23 protein-coding genes are annotated in these 26,742 nt (G+C 55.7%); 8 read left to right on the forward strand and 15 right to left on the reverse strand.

Annotated elements, in window-relative coordinates; translation table 11 throughout:
• Both Q0510_RS08490 and Q0510_RS08495 read left to right on the forward strand, forming a co-directional pair.
• The coding region (locus Q0510_RS08490) for a transglutaminase-like domain-containing protein (protein WP_298710054.1) at positions 1-1,540 on the forward strand (1,540 nt) is incomplete at its 5' end.
• Positions 1,541-1,578: 38 nt separating this feature from the next.
• Entirely contained in the window at positions 1,579-3,453 is a 1,875-nt protein-coding gene (locus tag Q0510_RS08495; RefSeq protein WP_298710055.1) for a DUF3857 and transglutaminase domain-containing protein, read from the forward strand.
• A 61-nt stretch (positions 3,454-3,514) separates the two neighbouring features.
• Here the strand turns inward: Q0510_RS08495 and Q0510_RS08500 are convergent, their stop codons facing one another.
• On the reverse strand, positions 3,515-4,774 hold the full coding sequence (locus Q0510_RS08500) for an OmpA family protein (protein WP_298710056.1): 1,260 nt from the start codon (positions 4,772-4,774) through the stop codon (positions 3,515-3,517).
• A gap of 285 nt (positions 4,775-5,059) precedes the next feature.
• Here Q0510_RS08500 and clpB point away from each other — a divergent pair, with 285 nt between their 5' ends.
• On the forward strand, positions 5,060-7,660 hold the full coding sequence (clpB, locus tag Q0510_RS08505; RefSeq protein WP_298710057.1) for an ATP-dependent chaperone ClpB: 2,601 nt from the start codon (positions 5,060-5,062) through the stop codon (positions 7,658-7,660).
• Between the two features lie 339 nt (positions 7,661-7,999).
• Positions 8,000-8,485 carry a nucleoside deaminase gene (locus tag Q0510_RS08510; RefSeq protein WP_298710058.1) on the forward strand — a complete coding sequence of 162 codons (486 nt, stop codon included), beginning with the start codon at positions 8,000-8,002 and terminating at the stop codon, positions 8,483-8,485.
• A gap of 5 nt (positions 8,486-8,490) precedes the next feature.
• Here the strand turns inward: Q0510_RS08510 and Q0510_RS08515 are convergent, their stop codons facing one another.
• From Q0510_RS08515 to Q0510_RS08530, 4 genes are all read right to left on the reverse strand, one after another.
• Positions 8,491-8,871, reverse strand: a complete 381-nt coding sequence (locus Q0510_RS08515; protein WP_298710059.1) for an anti-sigma factor — start codon at positions 8,869-8,871, stop codon at positions 8,491-8,493.
• Position 8,872: 1 nt separating this feature from the next.
• Positions 8,873-9,481 carry a sigma-70 family RNA polymerase sigma factor gene (locus tag Q0510_RS08520; RefSeq protein ID WP_298710060.1) on the reverse strand — a complete coding sequence of 203 codons (609 nt, stop codon included), beginning with the start codon at positions 9,479-9,481 and terminating at the stop codon, positions 8,873-8,875.
• A 30-nt stretch (positions 9,482-9,511) separates the two neighbouring features.
• Positions 9,512-10,546: a tetratricopeptide repeat protein gene (locus Q0510_RS08525; RefSeq protein ID WP_298710061.1), complete on the reverse strand. Its 1,035-nt coding sequence runs from the start codon at positions 10,544-10,546 to the stop codon at positions 9,512-9,514.
• A 67-nt stretch (positions 10,547-10,613) separates the two neighbouring features.
• Entirely contained in the window at positions 10,614-11,159 is a 546-nt protein-coding gene (locus Q0510_RS08530; protein ID WP_298710062.1) for a hypothetical protein, read from the reverse strand.
• A gap of 74 nt (positions 11,160-11,233) precedes the next feature.
• Here Q0510_RS08530 and Q0510_RS08535 point away from each other — a divergent pair, with 74 nt between their 5' ends.
• A complete protein-coding gene (locus Q0510_RS08535; RefSeq protein WP_298710063.1) occupies positions 11,234-11,995 on the forward strand; it encodes a C40 family peptidase in 762 nt (253 codons plus the stop codon).
• Positions 11,996-12,064: 69 nt separating this feature from the next.
• Here the strand turns inward: Q0510_RS08535 and Q0510_RS08540 are convergent, their stop codons facing one another.
• The 4 genes from Q0510_RS08540 to Q0510_RS08555 all read right to left on the reverse strand — a co-directional run bounded on the left by Q0510_RS08540 (position 12,065) and on the right by Q0510_RS08555 (position 14,736).
• The gene (locus Q0510_RS08540) at positions 12,065-12,607 is read right to left on the reverse strand and encodes an inorganic diphosphatase (RefSeq protein ID WP_298710064.1); all 543 of its coding nucleotides are present in this window, start codon (positions 12,605-12,607) and stop codon (positions 12,065-12,067) included.
• A gap of 160 nt (positions 12,608-12,767) precedes the next feature.
• Positions 12,768-13,232, reverse strand: coding sequence for a DUF4878 domain-containing protein (locus Q0510_RS08545; RefSeq protein WP_333864418.1), 465 nt, complete (start codon positions 13,230-13,232; stop codon positions 12,768-12,770).
• A gap of 92 nt (positions 13,233-13,324) precedes the next feature.
• Positions 13,325-14,365 carry a PhoH family protein gene (locus Q0510_RS08550; RefSeq protein ID WP_298710066.1) on the reverse strand — a complete coding sequence of 347 codons (1,041 nt, stop codon included), beginning with the start codon at positions 14,363-14,365 and terminating at the stop codon, positions 13,325-13,327.
• The gene (locus tag Q0510_RS08555) at positions 14,362-14,736 is read right to left on the reverse strand and encodes an AIR carboxylase family protein (RefSeq protein ID WP_298710067.1); all 375 of its coding nucleotides are present in this window, start codon (positions 14,734-14,736) and stop codon (positions 14,362-14,364) included. The genes Q0510_RS08550 and Q0510_RS08555 overlap by 4 nt, the downstream gene beginning before the upstream one ends.
• Before the next feature lie 264 nt (positions 14,737-15,000).
• On the opposite strand from Q0510_RS08555, the gene Q0510_RS08560 reads away from it, so the two are divergent.
• Positions 15,001-17,610, forward strand: coding sequence for a PAS domain-containing protein (locus tag Q0510_RS08560; RefSeq protein ID WP_298710068.1), 2,610 nt, complete (start codon positions 15,001-15,003; stop codon positions 17,608-17,610).
• Between the two features lie 7 nt (positions 17,611-17,617).
• Positions 17,618-18,010: a response regulator gene (locus tag Q0510_RS08565; protein ID WP_298710069.1), complete on the forward strand. Its 393-nt coding sequence runs from the start codon at positions 17,618-17,620 to the stop codon at positions 18,008-18,010.
• Here Q0510_RS08565 and rpe read toward each other — a convergent pair.
• From rpe to thrA, 5 genes are read right to left on the reverse strand one after another with little or no spacing between them, the layout of a single operon-like run.
• Positions 17,991-18,668 carry a ribulose-phosphate 3-epimerase gene (gene rpe, locus Q0510_RS08570; RefSeq protein WP_298710070.1) on the reverse strand — a complete coding sequence of 226 codons (678 nt, stop codon included), beginning with the start codon at positions 18,666-18,668 and terminating at the stop codon, positions 17,991-17,993. The genes Q0510_RS08565 and rpe overlap by 20 nt on opposite strands.
• A 30-nt stretch (positions 18,669-18,698) precedes the next feature.
• Complete coding sequence (locus tag Q0510_RS08575) at positions 18,699-19,514, reverse strand: tetratricopeptide repeat protein (protein WP_298710071.1); 816 nt, start codon at positions 19,512-19,514, stop codon at positions 18,699-18,701.
• Positions 19,515-19,538: 24 nt separating this feature from the next.
• Positions 19,539-20,852 (reverse strand): threonine synthase, encoded by a 1,314-nt coding sequence (gene thrC, locus Q0510_RS08580; RefSeq protein WP_298710072.1) that lies wholly within the window; start codon positions 20,850-20,852, stop codon positions 19,539-19,541.
• A complete protein-coding gene (locus tag Q0510_RS08585; RefSeq protein WP_298710073.1) occupies positions 20,839-21,801 on the reverse strand; it encodes a homoserine kinase in 963 nt (320 codons plus the stop codon). Before Q0510_RS08585 ends, thrC begins: the two co-directional genes overlap by 14 nt.
• A 9-nt stretch (positions 21,802-21,810) precedes the next feature.
• Positions 21,811-24,252, reverse strand: coding sequence for a bifunctional aspartate kinase/homoserine dehydrogenase I (gene thrA, locus Q0510_RS08590; RefSeq protein ID WP_298710074.1), 2,442 nt, complete (start codon positions 24,250-24,252; stop codon positions 21,811-21,813).
• 521 nt (positions 24,253-24,773) lie between these two features.
• Here thrA and Q0510_RS08595 point away from each other — a divergent pair.
• Positions 24,774-25,463 (forward strand): hypothetical protein, encoded by a 690-nt coding sequence (locus Q0510_RS08595; protein ID WP_298710075.1) that lies wholly within the window; start codon positions 24,774-24,776, stop codon positions 25,461-25,463.
• Positions 25,464-25,490: 27 nt separating this feature from the next.
• On the opposite strand, the gene Q0510_RS08600 is transcribed toward Q0510_RS08595, so the two are convergent.
• On the reverse strand, positions 25,491-26,318 hold the full coding sequence (locus Q0510_RS08600) for a hypothetical protein (RefSeq protein WP_298710076.1): 828 nt from the start codon (positions 26,316-26,318) through the stop codon (positions 25,491-25,493).
• Positions 26,319-26,742 lie beyond the last annotated feature (424 nt).

Genomic DNA, 26,742 nt, shown 5'->3' on the forward strand with positions numbered 1-26,742 from the left:
CCCCATGTACCTGCGGCCCTGGGCATTCCAGACCATTGATATGCCCGTGCTGTGGAGCGAATACGAAGTGTCGCTGCCGGAATATTATGAATACCTGTTCCTCAGCCAGGGCTACCATCCCTTTCATATCAAGAATTCAAAAGATTCCCGTAAAACATTCAGTTTCAATGTTGAAGGCGCCTCGTCGGCTTCGGCTTCGCGGGCGTGCTGGCGCCACGTTTCCGTGACGCCGGGGGTAACAACCCACCGGTGGGTGATGAAAGACGTGCCGCCGCTGAAGGAAGAGAGCTACGTCACGACGCTCCGCAATTACATCAGCTATATCGAATTCCAGCTGTCTGCCATCCGGTTCCCGGAATCCCCGGTGCGCAACATCATGAGCACCTGGCCGAAGATGATGGAGGATCTGGGGAAAGATGATGATTATTCCGGGGAATTGGCCCGCGCGAATAATTATTTGTCGGATGAAGTGAAACGCCTCACCGCAGGGGCTGCTTCCTCCACAGAAAAAGCCGAAAAGGTTTTCGCATTTGTCCGGGATAATTACACCTGTACCGATTACTCTTCGTTATGGAAGAGCCAGCCGCTCAAAACCACTTTCAATAAAAAGAACGGGAACGTGGCCGACATCAACATGTTGCTCACCGCCATGCTGCGCGAGGCCGGCCTGGAAGCCGTTCCGGTGCTCCTCAGCACCCGCGATTACGGGAAAATGTACGCCATGTACCCCATCCGCAGCAAGCTCAACTACACCATCGTGAGCGTATTGGCGGACAATACAGAATATTTCCTTGACGCTACGCGCCCTTTCCTCGGATTCGGAAAGCTGCATGCTTCCTGCTATAACGGTCCCGCGCGGAAAGTGAACGTTTCGGCCGATCTGATCGCCTTCGAGGCGGATTCGTTGTTCGAGAAGTCGGTGACGGGCATCTTCATCTCGCCCGACGAAAAAGGCCGTTTGAAGGGGCACTTCCAGCGGCAATACACTTTGTTCGAATCATACGACGCCCGCGCCCGCATCCGGGAAAAAGGGAAGGACGCATTTTTCAAGGAGCTGGCCAAAGGCTTTGTGACGGAAATCGAAATGTCGAACGGAGAACTGAAGGAACTGGAGAATTACAGCAACCAACTGGTGGTGGATTATGATTTCAAACTCGGTGAGCTCGATGAGTCGGGGATGATCTATCTCCAGCCGATGTTCTCGGAATCCCTGCGCAGCAATCCTTTCAAATCCCAGGACCGCAGGTATCCCATCGAGATGCCGGCAGTAACGGACTACAACTATACCATGACGCTGCAGCTGCCCGAAGACTGTGTGGTGGAGGAAGCGCCGAAATCCACCATCGTCAAGTTCAATGACGGGGAGGGGATTTTCCAGTACCTCGTGCAGGTGCAGGGGAACTCGCTCATGATGCGATCCCGCCTGAAATTCAACCGCGCGTTGTATGATCCTGAAGAATATCAACCCTTACGCGAATTTTTCGACGTGGTGGTGAAGAAACACGCCGAACAGATTGTCATCAAGAAGAAAAAAGCATGATCCGGATACTGAGCCTTATCTCCATAATATTGGCGGCCATGACCGCAAGCGCCGCCGCCCCGCAATACCCCGTCAGCGCCATCCCGGCGAAGCTGATGGAAAACGCCGTAGCGGTACAGCGGTATGAACTGTTGTCGGTTAAGATCGGCGGCACGCGGGACGTGCGGTACATTCATCACGTCGCCATCACCATCCTGAACGAAAACGGCGACAAGTTTTCCGGTTTGCGCCAGTACTACGACAAGTACCGGGAAATCAAAGACATCTCCGGCGCGCTGTACGACGCCCAGGGTAACCAGCTGCGCAAGCTGAAACAAAGCGAAGTGCGCGACCAGAGCGCCGTGAGCGACAACAACCTCATGGACGATGGCCGCATGAAAACACATAACTTCTACCATAAAGTATATCCCTACACGGTTACTTATGAAATCGAATACCGCAACCGTTTTACGGCCAGTATGCCGTTCTGGGTGCCGCAGGGCAGTTACCAGTACGCGGTAGAACATAGCAGGATGGAAGTCAGCGTGCCCGAAGGCTTTGACCTCCGCTTCCGGCAATATCAATACGCCGGCGAGCCGGAGCAGAAAGCGGAGAAAGGAGGGAAGCTGCTGGTTTGGGAGGTGAAGAATATCGCGGCCATGCTGGAAGAGCCTTATACCGGCCCCCTGCGCGACCGCAGCCCGATCGTTTACCTCGCGCCCGGCAAATTCTCGTTCGCCGATTATGACGGCGACATGAGCACCTGGGAAAACTTCGGCCGCTTCCAGGCCCAGCTTAACCAGGGGCGCGATGTGCTGCCGGCCAGCATCAAATCCACCGTTGCGCAGCTCACCGCCAACGCGAAGACCGATACCGAAAAGATCCGTATCCTTTACGAATACATGCAAAAGAACACCCGCTACATCAGCATCCAGCTGGGTATCGGCGGCTGGCAACCTTTCGATGCAACTTACGTGGCCTCCAAAGGCTATGGCGATTGCAAGGCGCTGGCCAACTATATGAAGTCATTGCTGGCAGAAGCCGGCATCCGCTCGCATTACACGCTCGTGCATGCGGGCGACGGTGAAACGGATTTCATTGAAGACTTCACCTCCGACCAGTTCAATCACATCATCCTCTGCGTGCCCGGCGCCAAAGATACCACCTGGCTCGAATGCACCAGCCAGACCGCGCCCGCGGGCTACCTGGGGAGCTTCACGAACGACCGGCCCGTGCTGCTCATCACCGAGCAGGGCGGGAAGCTGGTGCGCACTCCGGCATACCCCGCCGCGCAGAACCTGCAGCACCGCATCATTACCGCTGAAGCGGACGAGGCGGGCAACCTGAAAGTAAACTGCAAAACGCGGTACACAGGGCTGCAACAGGACGATTACCACGGCATGGTGAACTACCTCAGCAAAGACAAGCAGGTGGAATACCTCAAAGAGCGCCTCAAGCTGCCCAGCTTCAATATCGGCCGGCTGGAATATACCGAGCGGGCTGACGCAGTGCCCGTTCCGGAAATGGAGGAGTCCCTGGAACTGACGGTCGCCAATTACGCCTCCGTAACCGGCAAGCGCCTGTTCATCACGCCCAATATCCTCAACCGCAGAAATAGCAAGCTGTCCGACGAATCGGGCCGCAGCACGGATATTTATCTCCGCATGCCTTACCAGGACGCCGATACCGTGCAGATCACTTTGCCGGCCGGGTATACGCCGGAGTCGGTGTTTGCGCCGGTGGAGCTGGCCTCGCCTTTCGGCAGTTATGCCGCGAAAGTTACTGTGGAAGGCAACCGCCTGTTATACGTACGGCGCCTGGAAATGAAAGCGGGGCGCTTCCCCGCAAAGGTTTACCCCGAGCTGGAGGCGTTTTTCAATCAAATCTACAAGTCTGACCGAAACAGGGTCGTTCTCGTCAAAAAGGAAGCATAAATAGCGAAGGGCGCCCCACAGTAGGGCGCCCTTCTTCTTGTATGTACTTTTTGCATTACGGCTATTTTTCCCGCACGCTCACGGATATCCGGCGGTCCAGTTTCCGCTCTTCGTCCGGCGCATCGGCCGCGGCTTTGGCGAACTGGCTGCCGTAGCCTTCGGCGCCCAGCAACTGCACGGGCTTTACGTTGGCGGCGGACAGGGCGGATGCTACGGCGGTGGCGCGTTCCTGCGACAGCTGCTGGTTCTTCTTCGCATCTCCCGTAGCGTCCGTATATCCTCCGATCTTGATTTTCGCTTTCGGGAAAGCGTTGAGGATGGCTGCGAGGTTATTGATCTGCACCTGGCTTTCGGGCGTGATCTCGGCGGAGCCGGTGTGGAAGTTCAGGTTGTCGAAATCGAACCATACGTCCTTCCCCGCGGCTGCGTCCGGGTCCTGCAGGAATTGCACGAGCCGGTCTTCGATACCGCCTTTGTAGGCGTCGAGTACTTTACCGTCGGGCAGCGTTACTTTGATGGATTCGCGGGTAATGGGTGGTGCGGGCGCGGCGGCGTGGGTGTCTTCTATCGCGGTGACGCTGTCAGACTCCACGACGGTCATCGTTTCCTGGGCGCCGCATCCCCGCAATAACCACCACAGCAACAGGATGGCCGCGATGGCGATGACGAGCCAGGTCACCCATTGATTGCCGCCGGAAGCAGTGGTTTCGTGGACGGTATGCGCGGGCGTATGGGCGGCGCCTTTGAATGCGCCGGTGAACGACGACAGGCGGGCGCCGATGTCGCTCAGGCTGCCGAGGCCCAGGATGCCGGCGAGGCCGAGACCGGAGGGCACGGAGGCGAGTATTTTATCCTTTTGGCTGGTGAGTAGTTCCAGAACGCCGGTAGTGCCCAGGCCGGCGGTATCCGCGTGTTTGCCGACGATGCCCAGCGCCGCGGGGGCCGCAGTCTGCAGCAAGGTATCGGCCGATTGCGGACGGATGCCGGCATAGTTGGCCACCGCCCCGGCGATCTCGTTCGAGCGGCCGCCGAACAGCGATTGGAGGAATTCCGAGCCCTTGGCCAGCAATCCCGTGGGAATGCCCGCGCCAGTATTGGCCAGCTGCGAAATATCCGTCCCGGAAGCCTGGTGCAGCAGGTTCATGAGGCTGCCCGAATCCCCGGAGCCCGCTTTGGCCAATAAGCCCGTTAAAACCGTGGGGATGATGCCGCCCAGCGCTTTCTGTATGCCGGACTCGCTTTCACCGAGCTGCGCCGCGGCCTTTCCGGCAAATTCGTTGTTGAACAGCTGCTTCAGGGTTTCAATGAGGTCAAACGCCATAAATGAATGTTTTGGTGGTGATACGATATGGAAGTAACTGAACTATAACAGCGCGCGCCAGCTACAGTTCAATATAAGGCGGGATTTTACACAAATACGCCGCAAAGCCTTCGGAATGAAGGGAATAGACAAAATAGCAGCTTTTTTACATATAAACTGAAAATAATGCAGATAGGGAAGGGAAATGCTGTCAACCTGGCTGATTTTCTCAACTGGTTCGGGATTTGATCCACCTGAACCAAATCAATAATCCAATCGTTAACCTAAAGGAGAATAAAGCAACATATGAATCTTAACAACTTTACCATCAAGTCCCAGGAAACGCTGCAGGAAGCGCAGCAGCTGGCGTTCAATCACCGGAATTCGGCGATCGAGACCGGCCACATCCTGAAAGCGTTGCTGCAGGACGAAGATAACAGCATAGAATACCTGCTGAAGAAGAACGACGTGAACACGGGGTTCCTCGACGGCAAGCTCAACGAGCAGATACAGGCTTACCCTACCATCAGCAGCGGGGAAGGGGGACAAATGCTCAGCCGCGAGGCGAATAACGCCATCCTGCGGGCAGGCGCCAGCATCAAGGAATTCAAAGATGAATTCGTGAGCGTGGAGCACCTGCTGCTGGGCCTCCTCGGCGGCAGCGACGATACCGCCAAACTGCTGAAGAACGCGGGGCTGACCGAAAAAGGCCTCAAAGCCGCCCTTACCGAGCTGCGGAAGGGGGGGACGGTCAACAGCCAGACGGCCGACGCCACGTATAATTCCCTCGAAAAGTACGCGAAGAACCTCAACGAAGCGGCCCGCGCCGGCAAGCTCGATCCCGTGATCGGGCGCGACGAGGAGATCCGGCGTACCCTGCACATCCTCAGCCGCAGGTCTAAAAACAATCCCATCCTCGTAGGGGAGCCGGGTGTTGGTAAAACGGCCATCGCGGAAGGGCTTGCGCACCGGATCATCAACGGCGACGTGCCCGATAACCTGCATAATAAAATTATTTACGCCCTCGATATGGGAGCGCTCATGGCGGGCGCCAAGTACCGCGGTGAGTTTGAAGAAAGACTGAAAGCCGTGGTGAAAGAAGTGGCCGATTCCAATGGCGACATCATCCTGTTCATCGACGAAATCCATACCCTCATCGGTGCGGGTGCGATGGAAGGCGCGATGGACGCGGCCAATATCCTGAAACCCGCATTGGCAAGAGGTGAGCTCCGTGCCATCGGCGCCACCACGCTCAACGAATACCAGAAATATTTCGAAAAAGATAAAGCCCTCGAACGGAGGTTCCAGAAAGTATTCATCGACGAACCCTCGGTAGACGACGCCATCTCCATCCTCCGCGGCCTGAAGGAACGCTACGAAAACCACCACCACGTGCTGATCCGCGACGAAGCGATCATCGCCGCCGTGGAACTTTCGCACCGGTATATCACCGACCGCTTCCTGCCCGACAAAGCCATCGACCTGATCGATGAAAGTGCGGCAAAGCTGAAGCTGGAAATGAACTCCATGCCCGAAGAGCTCGACGAACTGGAGCGCCGCATCCGCCAGCTGGAAATTGAAAGGGAAGCCATCAAACGGGAAAACGACGAAGACAAGCTGCGCGAGCTCGCTGCTGAAATCGCCCGGCTGGGAGAAGAACGCAATACCTTCAAGTCGAAATGGCAACAGGAGAAAGAAGTGGTGGACCAGGTCCAGGACGCCAAAGCCGCCATCGAAAACCTGAAGCTGGAAGCCGAACAGGCCGAACGCAACGGCGATTTCGGGAAAGTAGCCGAGATCCGTTACGGTAAAATCAAAGAACAGGAGAAACTGGTGGCCGATCTTACCGCCGAGCTGGCAGAAATCTCCTCCAATAATAAACGCCTGCTGAAAGAAGAGGTAGACGCGGAAGACATCGCTGAAAATGTGGCAAAAGCCACCGGCATCCCCGTCACCAAAATGCTGCAGAGCGAAAGGGACAAGCTGCTGCAGCTGGAAGACGAGCTGCACAAGCGCGTGGTAGGGCAGGACGAAGCCATTGTGGCCGTGGCCGATGCCATCCGCAGGAGCCGCGCCGGACTGAACGATCCGCGCCGCCCCATCGGTTCCTTCATCTTCCTCGGGACTACCGGTGTCGGTAAAACGGAGCTGGCCAAAGCGCTGGCGGATTACCTGTTCGACGACGAAGGCATGATGACCCGCATCGACATGTCGGAATACCAGGAAAAACATTCCGTAAGCCGCCTCGTAGGCGCGCCTCCGGGATACGTGGGATACGACGAAGGCGGCCAGCTCACCGAAGCCGTGCGCCGCAAGCCTTACAGCGTGGTGCTGCTCGATGAGATCGAGAAAGCCCACCCCGATACTTTCAATATCCTGCTCCAGGTGCTCGACGACGGGCGGCTGACCGATAACAAAGGTCGTACGGTGAACTTCAAGAACACCATCATCATCATGACGAGCAACATGGGCAGCCATATCATACAAGAGAATTTCGAAAAAATCACGGATGAGAATAAGGACGAAGTGGTGGACAGAACGAAAGACGAAGTGATGAACCTGCTGAAGCAAACCATCCGTCCCGAGTTCTTAAACCGTGTGGATGAAGTGATTATGTTCCAGCCGCTCATGCGCTCCGAGGTACGTGGAATTATTAACATACAATTACAACAACTGAAGGAGCTGGTAGCAAAGAATGGCATGATATTGGAATTCTCTGAGTATGCGCTGGACTACCTGGCAGAACAGGGTTACGATCCGCAATTCGGTGCAAGGCCGCTGAAGCGTTTGATCCAGAAAGAAATCGTGAACCTGCTCAGCAAGAAGATCCTCGGCGGAGAAATCGACAAGACGAAACCGGTTTTGGTAGATGTTTTTGACAATGTGGTCGTGATCCGCAATACTTAAACAAGTCATTTCTAATACGACGATATACAGTTACAGGTAAATGCCCGGATGAATCCTCATCCGGGATTTTTTTTGTCCATACGAACACATTATTATTTAATACAAATTAAAATTAGATATAATCTAAATAAGCGGTTATCTTGTGGGCGCGAAACGAACTACCCGCTAGCCCTGCGGCAAGAAGTGGTCCCGCTTCACCGGGACGGAAATTTGTGTTGTCAGGATTATGGGGGTTAAAAGGCCTACAGGAAGGGCGTAGGGCACGGCTCTGCGCCTTCCCCTGTACGGTTGAAATGCGTAACGGGCTGAAATCCGTACATTTGGGTTAAAACCAGGCATATGTACCCGATTGGAGAAAGAGAGAAGAAGTTTATGGCGATGGCGGTTGAATTATCCGCCCGCGGCATGCGGAATGGCGAAGGCGGGCCTTTCGGCTCGATCGTGGTGAGGGGAGAAGAAGTGGTGGGGGAAGGATGGAACCAGGTGCTTACGCACAACGATCCCACGGCGCATGCCGAGGTGGTGGCCATCCGCGACGCCTGCCAGCGCCTGGGGACTTTTCAGTTAACCGACTGCGAGATTTATACATCCTGCGAGCCCTGTCCCATGTGCTTCGGCGCGATCTACTGGGCGCGCCCGCAAAGGGTTTTCTTCGCCAATACCAAAGAGGAAGCGGCGGAAATCGCATTTGACGATTCTTTCATTTATCACGAGCTGGAATTGCCTTACGGCGACAAGAAGATCCCCTTTATTCCCATGCCGGAAGAGTCGGCGCGGGAAGTGTTCCGGGAATGGGCCCGGAAATCCGATAAGAAAGTGTACTAGTCGTACTACCTGCGCGAAAAATAGTAAATCCAGAACAGCGCGATGGCCATAAACAGGACGATCAGCACCACGATCGCGTAATAGAGGTAGTAGTTGGCTTTCTTCTTCCGGCGGGTTTTCCGGCGGAGGGAATGCAATACATTCCACTTCGCCTGCCTGAGCCATCCCGGGATCTGATCTTTACTGGAAATGGCGGACAAACCCTCCACGGCTTCGCTGCACAGCTCACAGTCCTGCAGGTGCATTTCCACCTCATGCCTCTCGGAAGCACTCAGTTCACCCTTGACGTAAGCCAGCAGCTGGTCCTGCGAAGGACAGGCGGTTTCGGTGAATATGTCAGCAAATTCGTTGTTCATATCTGTTTGGGCGTTTGCCTGCTGTTGCAAGTTAACGCATATTTTTACTGTACTTTTCCAATAATATTTTGAGGTTGCGTTTCCCGTTCTGGATGTAGCTTTTTACCTGCCCGGCGTTGAAACCGGTGATGTCGGATATTTCCTGGTAGCTTTTTTTGTCGAGGTAAAATAGCCGCACGGCAATGGCCTGATCGGGATTGAGCTCCCCCAGCGCGCGCTCCATGTTGTCGAGCATAAGATCTTTTTGCACATGGGCGGTTTGCCGGATATCTTCCTGCTCCGCGGCGCCGGGCACCAGTTCTTCTTTTAACTCCATGTCTTTTTTATGGCGCAGCTGCATGAGGCAGTGATTCTTCGCCACCTGGTAAATCCAGGCTTTGAAATAGATCACCTCGTGCCGGTGGATCTCCGACAAAACTTTGAGGAAGATCTGCTGCACGCTGTCGCGCGCGTCTTCCTCATTCTTGAGATACTTCATGCAAAGGCCCAGCAGCAGGATGGCGTATCGGTCGAAGAGGACGCCGATCCACTCGGTGTTGCCGTCGGCTTTATACCGTTGGAGCAGGTCCTGGTCGCTCAGGTGTTGATATTGGTCGGATAGATGCACGATGTTACAGTAGCGTTCTCTATTGAGATGCATAAGTAAACAAATTCCACAAAAGTTTCAAGTTTAATTCATCGTGCTGAGCTCCGCCTGCGCGAGGGATTTCATGGAGCCTTCCGAATTGGCGATGTCCTTGAGAATGCGGCGGGCCTTGCCTTTCTGGCCTTTTGCCCGGTAGCAGATAGCCATCTGGTAGCGCGCGCGTTCGGCATAGCGGCCACGGTCCGACAGTTTACGGTATTGGTTGATGGCTTCGTTGTAATCGCCCTGTTGCTGGTACTGCATAGCGGAGCGGTACACATAGTCGTCGCCGTTAACAGGCCTGGTGGTTTCCTTTTTCTCAGCCGCGGGCGGATCGTCTTTCTCTGCTTCGGCGCGCGCGGGCTCGGGCGCTTTTTCTTTCGGTGTTTCTTTCTGTTCCTCTTTAGCGGGCTCTTTCGGCGTTTCTTTCTGTGCCGGCGGCGGTGTGGCGTTGGCGATGAGGGCGCGGGCGTTGCTGTCGGTAACCGGCGGTTTGGGCAGCGCGCTGTCTTTCACCGGTTTTTTCTTCTGCGCCGTGTCTTTCACGGCAACGGGCAGCGCGGCGGCCGACATATGGGAAGTGTCGCGGGTGCTGTATTTGGTCTGGATGACGAGGGGCTTCACTTCCTGCTGCGTATCTGTCGTAACCGGCTGGTAATCGCCCAGTGCCGCGCCCTGTGGCGCGGGCAGCACGATGGCATCGGCCGCGCGCAGCGGGAGGGAAGACAGGGGAGGCCTGTTCTTCAGGTGTTGCTGTAACAGGAAGATGCTGCCGCCGCCGAATGCGAGGAAAACGACCGTCCAGAAGTACGATTGCGCGCTTTCTGCAAAGCTCCTGCGCGCATGCGGCTGCGGTTTCAGCACGGGCTGTTTCTGAGCGCGGGCAACAGGCTGTACGCCGGCCGCATATTCGCGGTGGATGTACTGGCTGAGTTGTGTGCTGAGTTGCTGGTAGGATTCGACGTTGGCCGGGTTTTCCACCGTGGCCAATGCGTCGTGACAAAGATCGCACTCCACCAGGTGCTGTTCCACGAGATGATGTTCCACACCGGTCATCTGCCCGAGATGATAACGCCGCAACTGATCCCTGTTCAGGCATCGAACGGGCGTGAAAATCCGGAGGACCCTTTCTTGTCTTGGAGAATGACTATTCATATGCCGCCTCTTTCATATACGTGGCAACCGTTTGCCGGATGCCTTTCAGCCGGTCGCGGACCTGGCTGGTATTCATGTGCCGCGATTGCGCAAGCTCCCGGAGGGGCTTGTGATCGAGGTAAAATGCCTGGAGTAGCTCCATGTCTTCGGGGATCAGCCTGCCGAGGGCTTTTTCCAGCTGCCCGGCCAGCGCCACCTTCTCGATGGGATTGCTCCCCGCCATATCCACCCGGGATTCGAGGTCGCGGAGGGCAGGCGAATTGCCGGTTACGCGGGATTTACCGAAGTATTGCTGCACCAATCCGTAAAGGATTCCGTTGATCCTTCCCGTAGCGCCCGATAATTGGTGATAAAGCTTTTCCGTTAATTCGGGGAATACGGTTTCTGCGGGATGCTGGGCGTCGAGCCCGGGTAAACAAACCGCCACCATCAGGTGGCTGTAGCGGTCCAATAATGCCCCTGCGGCTTCTCTTTCCCGGAATTTCCTGAACCGGAGAAGCAGTTCCCTGTCGCTAAGGTTATTTAACTGGAGATGCATATATTTCTATACTATATTTACGTAAATCCGGTACAAAAGTTCACCGGGTTCGACATATTATTTAAACAATTAACATGCCATTAGCCATCACGATAGTGCCCATTATGCCGCTCCGGTCGGAGCCGTCTCACCGCAGTGAAATGATTTCCCAGGCGGTTTTCGGGGAATGCCTTGAAACAGAAACGGTTACGGCCGACGGCTGGGTGAAGGTCAGGATGCAGTACGACGGCTACGAAGGATGGGTGACGCGATCCCACCTGGAAACCATTCCACAGTCGTTGTACGATGCGCCCCCCACGCACCGGGTGGCCCGCTGGCAGGCGGTGGCTGCTTTCAACAGCCGGCCCGTTCACCTGCCGTTCGGCACCCTGCTGAAGCTGGGTACCGGCGAATGGGGCAGCGCCACGGTGGCCGCGGGCGAGGGGATCGTGCCTTTTGCGGCGGCGCCTTCGCCCGGGAAGGACTGGGAGCCCATTGCCATGGAATTCCTGAATACGGGATACCTCTGGGGCGGGAAAACGGTTTTCGGGACAGACTGTTCCGGCTTTACACAAACCGTGTATAAAATCCTCGGCATCCCGCTGCTCCGCGACGCCTACCAACAGGCCGCGCAGGGCGAAACAGTGTCCCTCCTCCAGGAGGTCCGCTCCGGCGACCTCGCCTTTTTCGATAACCCGGAAGGGCGCATCACGCACGTGGGCATCCTGCTCGACGATCAGCGGATCATCCATTCTTCCGGGAAAGTACGCATCGATCCAATTGATAACCAGGGGATTGTAAACGCCGAGACCGGGGAGCGCACGCATCAGTTACGGCTGATCAAACGGTTGTTTTAATGGGGAAGACATAAAAAAAGCCCGGCGGGAAGGATTCCGGCCGGGCTTTGTATTTTCTCCGCTGGGGGATTATTGCTGCATGAAGGTTTTGTTGTACAGTTCGAAAGCTTCACGGATGATTTCTTCCGCTTTGGCTTTGTTGCCGAACTCTTCCACCTTTACGGTCTTCTTTTCCAGCGTTTTGTATTCTTCGAAGAAGTGACGGATCTCGCTGAGCAGGTGCGGGGGCAGCTCGGAAATGTCGTTGATGTGGGCCACGCTCATGTCGTGCGCCGCAACGGCGATGATCTTATCGTCTGCCTCACCGCCGTCGATCATCTGCATCACACCAATCACTTTTGCGTCCATGATGCACATGGGAACCACTTCGATCTGGGAAAGGATGAGGATATCGAGCGGGTCGTTATCGTCGCAGTATGATTTCGGTATGAAACCGTAGTTGGCGGGGTAATATACGGAGGAATACAGCACACGGTCGAGCTTGAGCAGGCCGCTGTCTTTGTCGAGTTCATACTTGGCGCGGGAGCCCTTGGGGATTTCGATGATGCCGGTAACCACGTGGGGGGCATTATCGCCGGGACTTACACTGTGCCATGGATTCGTTGTCGTCATTCAATCTTGCTTTAAAAAATATAATATCAATCTCGTTTACTGACGGGTAAAAACACGGAACGGGTTGAATGTTCAACCCGGCCGGATAAGAAATTCCCGGTTTGTTCAGTGCGCAAAATTAATGAACAAACCGGGAAAAGCTATAAAAAATTGGGACAGATCATTTTATGTTGGCGGTATCCAGTAATTCGGGGGGCATGCTGTTCATGTCCATCGTTCCGGGGGGAACGGAGGTGGGCAGTATGCTTTCGAGCGTCAGGGAGATTTTCCACTGGCCGTCTTCCTTCACGAGCAGGAGTGTTTCCTGGGAGCTGACGGAGGAATTCAGGATGGTGACGGTGGCTTTGTCGCCGTCTTCGTTCTGATTAACCACCTTCAGCTTGGCGTTTTTGATCTTTTCCCGTTCATTTTCATTGCGCTTGCCGTCGAAAATGGAATAGAGGAGGATCACCGACTGGGACTCTTTCGTGGCGTATTCTTTGGCACGTTCGAAATTCGATTCCTGGATAGCGTGCATAAACTCCAAGGCAACCTCCTGCGGTTCGGGTTTTTTCTTGCAGCTGCTGATACTGAGTGCCAGACCCGAAACGCACATAAGGTATAAAAATCGCCTGTAATAGCTCATGTGGTTGATAGGTTAATGTTATAATGTCTTACCGCAAAAGTAGATGGAATCTTCCAATTGCACAACTTACAACAATGGCTGTTAAGGCCGTGTTAATTGTGGTCCTTCTGTTTGTGGTCCTTATGGTCTTTGTGATGATGATCCCTGTGGTGTTCCCTTTCCTTTTCGCGTTCTTCCTCTGCTGCTGCGGAAGCGTCGTAAGCCTTGATGATGGCTTTTACGAGTCGGTGGCGCACTACATCTTCCTCGTCGAGTTCCAGGTAACCGATGCCGTCGATGTTGCGGAGGATGCGGGCCGCTTTGCCGAGGCCGCTCTTCTGGTTTTTCGGAAGGTCCACCTGCGTGAGGTCGCCCGTGATGATCGCCTTGGCGGAAGAGCCGATACGGGTGAGGAACATCTTCATCTGCAGGTCCGTGGAGTTCTGGGCCTCGTCGAGCAGGATGAAGGCATTGTCAAGCGTACGGCCACGCATATAGGCGAGCGGCGCGATTTCGATGATCCGGTTGGTCATGAAATAGTTCAGCTTGTCGGGAGGGATCATATCGTCCAGCGCGTCGTACAGGGGGCGCAGGTACGGATCGATCTTTTCCTTCAGGTCGCCCGGCAGGAAACCCAGGCTTTCGCCGGCTTCCACCGCGGGGCGGGTGAGGATGATCTTGCGAACGGCCTTGTTTTTGAGGGCGCGCACGGCAAGGGCAACGGCGGTATAGGTTTTACCGGTACCGGCGGGGCCGATGGCGAAAACGATGTCGTTCTTGTCGGCCAGGGTCACCATCTTCTTCTGATTGGCGGTCTTGGCGCGCACGGTACGGCCGTTAGGGCCGAAAACCAGCACATCGTTGGGGTTGCGGTCCTTGAAATGGTCGATGCCGGAGCCTTCTTCCTCTCCAAGGATCTGTTCAAAATAGTTTTCGCTGAGGTGGCCGTTCCTTTCGAGGTAACTGACGATCTGACCGATCTTTTCGCGGGCGGTGGCCACTTCTTCAGGGGCGCCCGACAGTTTCAATTGGGTTCCGCGGCTGAGGATTTTCAGTAAGGGGAACTTTTTCTTTAATAAGTCCAGTTTTCCGTTGTTGACACCGAAAAACTCGATCGGATTTACGCTGTCCAGGTTAATGATGGATTCTGTCAAGTGCGGTTCGATTTAAGCTTGTCCATAGTTTCGGAGTCTGAACAGTGCGTCGGAATAAACGGCGGCAGTTTGCGCCTGCCGTTTGGTATCAGAGACTGGATCAGATCCGGTATCCGTTCTGTTTGAACGCTGCTGCGCGTTCTGCAATTTTCTTGTCGCTCAGGGCGATGGCGCGCCACCCGTACCGGCAGGCCGATAAATGGGCCAGGCAATGCAGCCGCCATACCAGCAGCAGCAATAATCACGCCGTACCCCCGGGGCTGTGCGTTGATAACCATCTCGCGAACCTTGTCAGGATTGCGGTGAGCCGAAGCCACCATCATTTCGCTTTCAATGCCAAAGATCTGTGAAAAATGCAGTGATTCCCGCATTGGGGCTTGCCGCTTTCCGGGCCCCGTAATAATTTAAATTTTCATCCCGATGTTTGTGTATTAATCTGCTATAAATTAACGTAAAAAAATGACTATTTGTTTCCTGCGTCAAAGATATTATAAACGGGTCAATACAAATCATTTCTACCCCTGTGAATTTTTAATTAAACTTCATACCCTCTTTTTACACAGCTGATAGCGGGAATTTGTCTAATATATTGCCTACATTTGGCGGATCACTAGCCTATCCCTAAGACCATCTGCATGAACCATCCCTTGCTGACACAGGTGATTGAAGCCCTTCCCGATCCCGTAGCAGTGTTCGATACACAGCTGCGCCTCGTGACGGTCAACAGCGCTTTCTCCGACGAAAGCGCCCGCCATCTCGGCTTCGCCCTCCGGGCGGGGGATAGCCTGCGCCACCTGATGGACCTCCATCCCAACCTCGCCTCCCAGTCCATGCACGTCTGGCAGGCAGCCCTCAGCGGCGAGCGCATCGCCTTCGAACTGGCCTACGGCCACCCGCCCCTCCGCTACCAGATCTCCTGCAGCCCGCTGTACAACGACCAGCAGGAAGTTTTCCAGGTCATGATGGTCATCCGCAACGTCCAGGCCGAAACGGAAGTTCGCGAAAACGAGCGCTTCTACCGGTCCGTCCTCGAAAACCTCCCCGTTGGCCTCCAGGAATTCACGCCCGACGGATGGCACCGTAACATGAACGGCGCCCAGCGCGCCATCCTGGGAGCCGAGCACGCCGCCAACAACCGGCCCTACAACGTCTTCGAAGATCCCATCAACCGCCGCAGCGGCCTCACCGCCCTGCTCGATGAAGTCAAACAACAAAAGGCGCCCGTAAAAAGGGAAGTCCTTTTCCGGTATACCGAAGTCCATGAAGAGAACGTGACCCGCATCCAGCCCATGTACTACGAAGTCACCGGCTTCCCCGTGCTCGACCTCCAGGGCGATATCGAATGCCTGTTCATCATCCTCAGCGAAATCACCGAAAAAAAACTGGCCGTCCTCAGCCTCGAGAAAAGCGAGCGCCTCCTCCATACCATCGTCGAAAACCTGCCCGTCGGGTATATCCAGTTCGACAGCTACGGCTTCATCCGCCGCGTCAACCAAACGCAACGCCGGTTCTTCGCCTCCACGGGGCTGGAAGAACAGCCCGACAGCAACCTGGTGCAAGACCCCTTCGCCCGGCTCTTCGAGCTCGACCAGCTGTTTCTCCAGGTCCTGCAAAGGGGCAAAATGGTGCGGCTGGAAAAGAAACTCGAGTTCCAGGTACACACCGGCGCCGGGAAAACCGACCGCGAAATCTTCCTCGACCTTACCCTGTTCCCTGTGGAAGACCCGGTCGATAAAGACCAGATCGTGGTGGCGCTCGTCAATGATATCACCGAAAAGAAGCGCCAGGAACTGGAAAGCACCAAAGTCCAGGAGTCGCTGATCCAAACCGGCGAGATCGGCAAGATCGGCGGCTGGGAGCTGGATATGGCGACTAATGCGCTGCGCTGGAGCGGTCAGACCTACAAGATCCACGAGCTGCCGCCCTACGCCACCATGACGGTCGAAAAGGCGCTCTCCTTCTACGAGCCCGAATCCCGCGGGCGCATGGAACAGGCCATGGCCGCCTGCATGGGCCGGGGGAAGGCGTACGATCTGCAGGTCACCATCCAGACGGCCAGGAACAACACCCTGCAAGCGCGCGTCATCGGAAAGCCCGAATACAGAAACGGCCGCATCGTGCGCATTTACGGCGTGATCCAGGACGTAACGGAACAGTTCCGCATCCGCAACCAGCTCACCCGCAACGCGGAGCTCATGCGCCTCTTCTTCGATACGATCGATATGGGGTATGCGGTGATGGACAAAGACGGGAAAGTAAACTTCATCAACCGCAAGGCCCAGGAGATCGTGGACCATGGCAAAGTGATCGGGCGCAATATCTTCGAAGTGTTCCCCTCGCTGGTGGGATCTACGTTCCACGCCCGCGTGCGCCAGTGCATAGAGGCGCAGGCGCCTGTTTCGTTCTCCAATTACCTGCCGCAGCTGGACAAATGGTACGAATTCCTGCTGGCGCCCATGCAGGACGGGAGCATCTCCATCTTCACCCGGAATATTACCGACAGCAAAAAGATGCAGCGCGAGCTGCGCAAGGCCAACGAGCAGTTGTCGTCCCTCAATAAATTCCTCGTCAACCAGAACAAGCAGCTCGAAGACTTCGCGCATATCACTTCCCACAACCTCCGCGCGCCCATCGCCAACCTGAAAGCGCTCATGCAGATCATGAACGAAACGGCGGACGAGCAGGAGCGGGAGATGTACCGTGGTATGTTCCAGGAAGTGATCCGGAATATCGACGAAACGCTGAACGACCTGATCGAGATCGTGCAGATCCGCAAAGACCTGAACGTGGAAAGGGAGACGCTGGCGTTTTCGGACAGGTTGCAGAAGGTGAAGGATATTTTGCTGGTGGATATGGAAACCAGCGCCATCCGGCTCACGGCGGATTTCAGCGAAGCGCCGCATATCGAGTACCCGCGCATCTACCTCGACAGCATCCTGCAGAACCTGCTCACCAACGCCATCAAGTACCGGTCGTATGAGCGTACGCCCAGCCTGCATCTCAAAAGCAGGGTAGTGGAAGGGGGGATCATGCTGACGGCGGAGGATAATGGCCTGGGGATCGACATGGAAAGATACGGCGCGAAGTTGTTCGGATTCCGTAAGACCTTTCATAAAAACAAGGATGCCAAGGGGATAGGGCTTTTTATTACCAAAACCCAGATAGAAGCGATGGGGGGAAGTATACACGCTGAGAGCCAACTGGGTGCAGGAACGAAATTTATCATTACCTTCAGGCCCGAATAGCTAATCTATGAAGCCGCTACATTCGATCTTTATAGTAGACGATGACCCCATTCACCAGCAGATCACCGAGATCATGCTGGAACGACTGAGGATCGCTGATGCAGTCACTAAGTTTTCCGATGCCCAGGATGTGCTCGATCACATCCGCCTCAATGCCGCAGACCCCTCGGGCCTGCCGGATCTTATCCTGCTGGATCTCAATATGCCGGTAATGGATGGGTGGGAATTCCTCGAAGTGTTCGCCGATATCCGGCACCAGCTCGCCAAACCGGTACGCATCTACGTGCTGACCTCCTCTATTGACGAGCGGGACCGCGAACGGGTGGATCGTTTCGATTTTGTGTCAGGATACCTGACCAAGCCATTGACCAACGATATTATCATGGGATTGTTACCGTAACCGGCTGCCGCAATTCGCGGATGGTGGCCACGGGGTCGTGGGAGGCGAATACGGAGCTTCCCGCGACGAGTACGTCTGCGCCCGCTTCTACCACCAGGGCGGCGTTCTGCGTGGTAATGCCGCCGTCTACCTCGATCAGTGCATTCGATCCCGTTCTGCGGATGAGGTCGCGCACCTGGCGGAGTTTGATGTAGGTCTGATCGATGAAATGCTGGCCGCCGAAACCGGGGTTCACGCTCATGATGAGCACGTGGTCGAGGTCGGTGATGATATTTTCCAGCTGGCTGACGGAGGTGTGGGGATTGAGGGCTACGCCGGCTTTCATGCCGAGCCCTTTGATCTGCTGGATGTTGCGGTGCAGGTGGCGGCAGGCTTCGATGTGGACGGTCAGGTAATCCGCTCCGGCTTTCGCGAAGGCCTCCGCATATTTCTCCGGCTCCTCGATCATGAGGTGCACGTCATTCACTTTTTTAGAGACTTTCGTAACGGCGGAAATCACCGGCAGCCCGAAGCTGATGTTGGGCACGAAGCGGCCGTCCATGACGTCGAGGTGCAGCCAGTCGGCCACACTGTTATTGATCATGTCTACATCTTTACCGATTTCCAGGAAATTGGCGGCGAGCAGGCTGGGGGCGATGAGCGGTGTTTTCTTTTCCAAAGCGATACGAGTTTTCAATAGTTCACAATACTACAGATTTTTCGCCGAATCGAGCAGGTGTTGCGCTTCGGGATAATTTTTCCGGAATGAAAGGGCTTTGCTGAGATCGTCGAGCCCTGCGGCTTTGTTGCCCAGTACCAGCAACGCTTTCCCGCGATGGTAAAAGGCTTCGGCGCTCGTAGGGTCGGCCTTGGCGGCCATGTTGTAAGATGCGACGGCTTCTTTCCAGTTCCCTGTTTCCGCCAGCTGGTTGCCGATGCCGATGTACGCCGGGGCGTATGCGGGATCGCGGCGGATGGCTTCCTGGAATTGCTGCAGTCCTGCCGCCGGCTGCTTGCTTTGAACCAGGCATTCTCCCGCCAGGAAGGGTGCTTCCGCGGAAGTGGAGTCGATCCTGGCGGCCAGGCGGTAATAATCCACGGCGTCGGCACGGCTGCCCCGCGCGGCCAGCATGTCGGCCGTGAGCATCACCGCCTCGTATTCACTGGAATCCTGCTGGATGTGGATGGCGGACCGCAGCAAGTCGATCGATTTCACGGAATCCTGCTGCCGGAGCGCGATCAGCCCCCGGATATACAATGCCTGCGGCAGTTTGCCGGGCACCCCGGCCAATACGTTCGCCTGGCTGTCGGCCCCGGCGAATTCCTGGTGCTCTATCAGCGCGTTGGCGAGCCAGGTGCGCAGTTCGGTATTATCCGGCTGGATGGCCAGGTCGGTCCGCATATTGTGAATGGCGACGGCAAGGGAATCGGCGGGGGGCGCATCCTGCTGCTGTCCGGAGCCGGCCTGCTGGCCGCAGGCGTACAACAGGGCGGGTAGCGCCCAGTATAAATGGCGGGTATTCATCGCCCAAACATACAGAAATCCCTGTTATTTCGCATCTGCGGTAACGGCCGCTTTGCTGGTTTGCAGGAGCCATTCGCGCATTTTCGCGTAATCGGCATCCATCAGCACCGCTTCTTTCTCCAGTCCGTCCAGGATCATCACGCGCTCCGGCGCCTGGATAGCTTCCCGCAGGCTGCGGGGCATCGTGTTGGCGAACTTCACCGGGTGCGCCGTTTCGAGGAAAATGCCGCAATAGCCGGGATGGCTGTCCATGTATTTCTTCAGTCCCAGGTACCCCACGGCGCCGTGCGGGTCCATGAGATAGCGGCGGCGGGCGTATACGTCTTCCATCGCCGCCACGGTCTGCTCATCGGTAAAGCGGTAAGCGGTGAGGCTGGCTTTGAGGGCGCGGTCGTTCTGCGCGAAAAGCTGCAGGATGCGTACGAAATTGCTGGGGTCCGCCACGTCCATCGCGTTGGAAAGCGTTGCGACGTACTTCCCGTTTTCCAGGAAGCGCGGCACGGTATCGTTGACGTTAGTGGAAGCGATGAAGTGGGAAACGGGGAGCCCCATCGCGGCGGCCATCATGCCGGCGCAGATGTTGCCGAAGTTGCCGCTGGGCACGGAGATCACGGCGTCTTTCTTCATCTGTTTCACCTTGCGGTAAGCCATGAAATAATAAAACATCTGCGGCAGCCAACGGGCTACGTTGATGGAATTGGCGGAAGTAAGGGGCCTCCTGGCCTGCAGTTCCTCATCGAGGAAAGCCATTTTCACCAGCCGCTGGCAGTCGTCGAACGTGCCTTTGATCTCCAGCGCGCGGATATTGCGGCCCAGGGTGGTGAGCTGCTTCTCCTGCAGGTCGCTCACCTTGCCGGAAGGGTAGAGGATCACCACTTCCACGCCGGGCACGTCGTAGAACCCGCTGGCCACGGCGCCGCCGGTATCGCCGGAAGTGGCGACCAGTACGGTCACGGGCTTCTCTTCTTCTTTCCGGAAATACCCCAGGCAACCGGCCATGAAGCGCGCGCCCACGTCTTTAAACGCGAGGGTAGGACCGTGGAATAACTCCAATGCGTACACGTTATCTTCCACTTCGCGCAGCGGGAAGGGAAAGGTGAGCGTTTCGCGGATAATCTGCGTGAGCGCCTGCACGGGAATATCCGCACCGATAAACGGCTGGATCACCTTGCGTGCGATGTATTGGGGGTCGTATTCGTCGATGCGCTCGATGAAATCCTTTTCCAGCCGGGGGATTTCCACGGGGAAGTACAAACCTTTATCTGGCGCCAGGCCACGGATAACGGCTTCCCGGAACGAAACGCGGTGCTGGTGGTTCTGTAGGCTATAATACTGCATGTTGATGGGCTTTGATGGCTTTTACGCCGGTGGAACTGATGCGGGAAACGTGAATGTGGTAGTCGACGCCGAGCGGTGCGTAGATGGTTTCCATCATCGCCGCTACGGCGCGCGCGTTGGCTTCGCCTTTGCTGAGCATGAAGACCGACGGGCCGCTGCCCGAGATCCCTCCGCCCAGGGCCCCCGCCTCGCGGCAGCGGAGCTTCAGGTCGTGGAATGCGGGGATGAGGATGGAGCGGATGGGCTCCACGATCACGTCTTCCAGCGAACGGGCGATCAGGTCGTAATCTTCGCGGTACAGGCCCGCTACCAGCGCACCTACGTTGCCCCACTGGCGGATGGCGTCTTTCAGCATCACCTGTTGCTTGAGGATCTCGCGCGCGTCCGCCGTCCGCACTTCGATCTGGGGGTGGATAACGGTCACCCAAAGGTCAGCGGGCGTATGCAGGGCGATCACATCCAGCGGCTGGTAGCTGCGCACGAGCGTGAAACCGCCCAGGATGGCCGGGGCCACGTTGTCGGCATGCGGCGTGCCGCAGGCCAGGCGCTCGCCTTCCATCGCAAAGCGGATCAGCGCTTCGGGACTGAAATGATTGTTGAGCAACATATTGCCGCCCGCTACGGCGCCCGCCGCGCTGGCCGCGCTGGAGCCGATGCCGCTGCCGGGATGGATGTTCTTGCGGATGGCGATCTCCATGCCCACTTCCGGCTTGCCGTATTCATGCAGCAAGGCCTGCAACGCCACGCCGGCTACGTTCTGCGACGCTTCCAGCGGCAGCTTCGCGCCTTCGATGGAAGTGATCCGCACGCCGGGAGTATCCGACAGGCGGATATCCATCTCATCGCCGGTGCTTTCCAGCGCCAGCCCGATCACGTCGAACCCGCAGGCGACGTTGGCTACGGTGGCCGGGGCGAATACCGTAACGGAAGGTTTATTGTCCTGGTTCATATCTTTCATTTAACGAACGGTTCTGATAATGTCTGCAAATATGCCCGAAGCGGTGACGTCGGCGCCCGCGCCCGCACCTTTCACGATCAGCGGCTGTGCTGCGTAGCGGTGCGTGGTGAACAGCACGATGTTGTCCTTTCCTTCCAGCTGGTAAAACGGGTGCTGCGGGCCTACCGACTGCAATCCTACGGAAGCCTTGCCCATGTGATACCTGGCCACGAACTTCAACCGCTCGCCCTTGTCTGCCGCGTTTTTCAGCAGCTGTCCGAAATGTGCCGCGCATACATCGAGCTGTTCAAAGAAGGCCGGTACGTCAGGCGCATTGAGGCAGGCATCGGGGAGGAAGGAATGGTTTTCGATGTCGTCCATCTCCAGCACGGCGCCGCTTTCGCGGGCGAGGATAAGGATCTTGCGCATCACGTCTTTCCCGCTGAGGTCGATGCGGGGATCTGGCTCGGTGTAACCTTCGTCCTGCGCGGCTTTCACCACCTGGCGGAAGCTGGAGCCATTTACAAAGTTGTTGAACACGAAGTTCAGGCTACCGCTCAGCACGGCCTCGATAGTCTGCACTTTGTCGCCGCTGCGTACGAGGTCATTGAGGGTGTTGATGACCGGGAGCCCCGCGCCTACATTGGTTTCGAACAGGAACGAAGCATTGTATTTGCGGGCCAGGTCTTTCAGTTTTTTATACGCCGCATAATCCGACGAGCAGGCGATCTTGTTGCAGGTCACCACCGAAATGCCATGCTGCAGGAAGTTAGCATACAGGGCTGCAACGGCGTCGCTGGCGGTGTTGTCGACGAACACGCTGTTGCGGAGGTTCATCTGCGGGATGCGGGCGGCGAAGGCTTCGAGGTCCATCGCTTCCCCCTGTTCCAGCGCTTCTTTCCACGCCGGCAGCGGGATGCCGCTTTCCGAGAAATGCATCTTCCGGCTGTTGGCCAGCGCGATGATGCGCACCTGCAATCCCAGCTCGCTGCGGAGATAGGCTTCCTGCTGCTGCAGTTGTTCCAGCAATTTACCGCCCACATTGCCGGTTCCGGCTACGAAGATGTTCAGCTGGCGGGTATCCGATTCGAAGAATACTTCATGGATGACGTTGAGCGCCTTGCGCAGGTCGTTTTTCCCGATCACGGCGGAGATATTCTTCTCGGTAGACCCTTGCGCGATGGCCCTCACGTTGATGGCGTTGCGCCCCAGCGCGCCGAAGAGCCGCCCGCTCATGCCGTGGTGGTTTTTCATGTTGTCGCCCACAACGGCCACGATGCAGAGGTCTTTTTCGACGGTGAGCGGCTCGATGCGCTTATCGTAGATTTCCTGGGAAAACTCGCTGTCGACCGCCGCCTTTGCTTTGAGCATATCGCTTTCGTTGATGCCCACGGTGATGGAGTGCTCGCTGGAGCTTTGGGTGATGAGGATCACGTTCACTTTTTCCTGCAGCAGCGCGTCGAACAGGCGGCGCGAGAAACCGGGGATGCCGACCATGCCGCTGCCTTCCAGCGTAAGCAGTGCGATACCCTTGATGCCGGAGATGCCGGTAACGGGGTAGGGCTTTTCGCCGTTGTCCTGTATAAGGGTGCCGCCGGCTTCGGGGTCGAAAGTATTTTTGATAAGGATGGGTATACGGCGGTTCATGACCGGCTGGATGGTGGGCGGGTAGATGACCTTGGCGCCGAAGTGCGACAGTTCCATCGCTTCTTCGTAAGAGATGCGCGGGATGGCGATGGCCTGCGGCACGATGCGCGGGTCGGCGGTCATCATCCCGCTGACGTCGGTCCAGATTTCGAGTACGCTGGCGTCTACGGCGGCGGCGATGATGGCGGCGGTGTAGTCGGAGCCGCCCCGGCCGAGGGTAGTGGTGTCGCGGTCGGCGTTGGAGGCGATGAAACCGGGGAACACGACGATGTCGGCCTGCTGCTGGTGGAAGAAGGCGGTGATATTGTGGTCGGTGGCGTCGAAATTGACGAGGGCGCTGCCGAACTGGTTATCGGTGAGGATGAGGTCGCGGCTGTCTTTCCAGGCGGCGTTCTGTCCGTTGAGGCGCAGTTTTTCCGCGACCATCCAGGAGGAGAGGAGCTCGCCGTAACTCATGACTTTATCCCGGCAGCGGTTAGACATCTCGCCGACCTGGAAGATGCCGTCGCAGAGGGCTTCCAGCTGGTTAAGCTGTTTCTTGACCTGGCTGAGCAGGCCGCTTTGCGCGGTGATGGGGAAGAGCTGGCGAACGGTATCGAGGTGGAGTTGTTCGATGTCGCGAAGGATGTCGCGGTATTGTTCGTTTCCTTCCGCGGCGATGTGGCCGCAACGGATGAGTTTGTCGGTGGTGCCGCTCATGGCGGAAACCACGACGGCCATAGCGCCTTTACGTTTATAACTGGCAAGGATATCGCATACCTGGCTGATGGCTTTGGCGCTGCCTACGGAGGTGCCGCCGAATTTTAGGACCTGCATGTTGAAATAAAATGTATGAGGAAAACGGAAGGGGAAGAACCCCGCTTGCTGGGAACCGGAGAAGCCCGGTCGGTGGACGATATGTGAAAATTAACCCCGGGATGGGGTTGTAATGGTTGTGGTGGTGGTAATAGTGCCCGTAGCTCCGGTGGAGAAAGGAGCAATACGGATAATATGTGAGTTGAATAAATGCACTATTGTTTTATGACGTTGATAAGACAAAGGTTCGTAAAATCGATGAGAAATGCAAGCTTTATTGTCAGATTTAGAAAATTTCTAAAGAAAAATCAGGGTGATGAAGGGATATTTACTAGCGTAAAATCGCTGTAGTAGTGGTTTTTGATGTATGTGACAAAATTATGACTAAGTGAGATTTAATTCGTGGGCCAGCGAATGGCCTGGAACCGTATAGGTTCAGTACGGCTTCAGTACTGATACCGTACTGTAACCGTACTACAACCGTAACGGAGTCTTGTCCTGATATAGGTTTACACCTGGTGTTAATACTGATATTGGTTTACATGGGTCCTGATAAGCCCTGTTCGCGGTTTACATTTGGCGGCATACCATCCTTTCAAAGTTTTGCGTACATTACAGCTGAAAATTCACGAACCTATACCCAATTGAAATTGAACATGACCAGATTCCTCAAACTGAAGCATTGGCAACTTTTCTGCCTTTTTATCGGGATTCCTTTTGTTTTCCAATTCGTAATGACATCCGCACTCGTGTCTGGCGGTGATCCCGCGGACATCCTGTTTTGGTTCCCAGTCTTAATGGCGGCGCTCAGCGGACTCTTTTTCAGCTGGTTTTATTCACTGGGTACATATCTGCACAAGAAGCTGCCCTATGATACCCGGATGCATCTTACCCGTTTCAAAATATTCCTGTTCGTGCCTGCCGCTTATATCATCGGTATCTGTTTATTAATGGCGGGTGCGATGCAAGATGGTTGGCAGGCAACCGGGTTGGAAATGGCTATCCCCGCGTTGCTCGTTCCAGTTCACCTGTTTGCGATGTTTTGCATTTTTTATTGCATGTATTTCATTGCCAAAGCAATGAAAACGGTGGAGACCGGGAAGGCGGGCACGTTTTCCGATTTTGCCGGGGAGTTCTTCCTCATCTGGTTTTTCCCCGTAGGGGTCTGGATCCTGCAGCCGAGGATCAATGCGATTTTCGCGGAAGACGAAGTGTATGGGGATGTGCTGTGAGTTGCGGTATCATAAGCAGTAGCATGCTTATGCCCGTTCTTCCGCTTCGGCGTCGAACAAGGCGTCGGAACTGGCCGGTACGATGCTGGCAGCGATGGCGGCGGCGGGGATCATGCCGAACAGGTAGATGATCGCCATCACGCAGGCAGCGAGCAGTTCGTTTGCGCCGTTAACGGGCAGCATACCTGCTATGGGAGCCGTTGCAACTGAATTGACGATGATAACAAGGGAATGGATGGCTTTTATCCAAAAGAACAGCAGCATCGTGGCGGCGAAAACGGTGGTCCGGGTTTCTGTGTCCAATACGTGCCCGGTGCCTTTCAAAACTACCATAACCGAAAAAAAGGATGTTGCGATGGAAAGCGAGGCCAGGAATACAGTTTGAAACCAGGGCGCCAATGCTACGATTATAACGCTGCGCGGGAAAAATTCGGATCGGAAAAGACTGAATAGTTGCAGCAGTTCGTATATGCCGAATAATACGAACAGCGCCAACATCCCTTTAAGAAACATGCGCTTCGCTGCAGCAGGGAGGTGGCCGGACCAGGCGGTGCCCACAGTGGGAACAATGCCTTTATACATGTGCATGGCCAATAAGCTGGCGGAATACAACATTACATTCCCTCCCAACGTCAGCCCTTCCGAAAAACTGATCGTAGTTAACCGCCCGACCGAATCGAGCTGATCGGTCCTTTCCATTACATAAGCCAGGGTCAGGAAAATCAACAGGCCTGCGGCGGTCCCCAGAATGATAAAAACGATCCCTGTCCTGCGAACGGGTGCCGTGTAAGTTTCATAATATGCCTGGATATATTCCACGGTATTGAGGAGCGACTGGCGGACTGATGGCCACATAGGCAAGGGGGATTTAGGTATAAAGATGATTCCAAGGTAAAAATTTTCTACAGCATTTGCGGGGTGTATCGGAATTTCCCTTAATTTTATCGCAGTTACGTATGCATTCTTCGCTTACATACAAGTATCAGAGCAATTATTGCTTCCTCATGGCAACCCTTGCCATGGATTCGGCGTTATAATGCCGGGGCCCCTTTGCGGCCATTCCCTCTTTATTACAGTATCCTGATCTGCTTGCCGGCTTACCCGCCGGGAAGGTTCAATTCCACCCATTATGCCACATTATCATACGCTCGGGCAAATTCCGCATAAGCGGCATACCCAGTTTCGTAAACCGGACGGCTCCCTGTATTCCGAGCAGCTATTTTCGACGGAAGGGTTCTCTTCCCATTACTCCCTGCTCTATCACTGCCATCCCCCCACC

The sequence above is a fragment of the uncultured Chitinophaga sp. genome (assembly GCF_937874145.1).
Taxonomy (GTDB): Bacteria; Bacteroidota; Bacteroidia; order Chitinophagales; family Chitinophagaceae; genus Chitinophaga.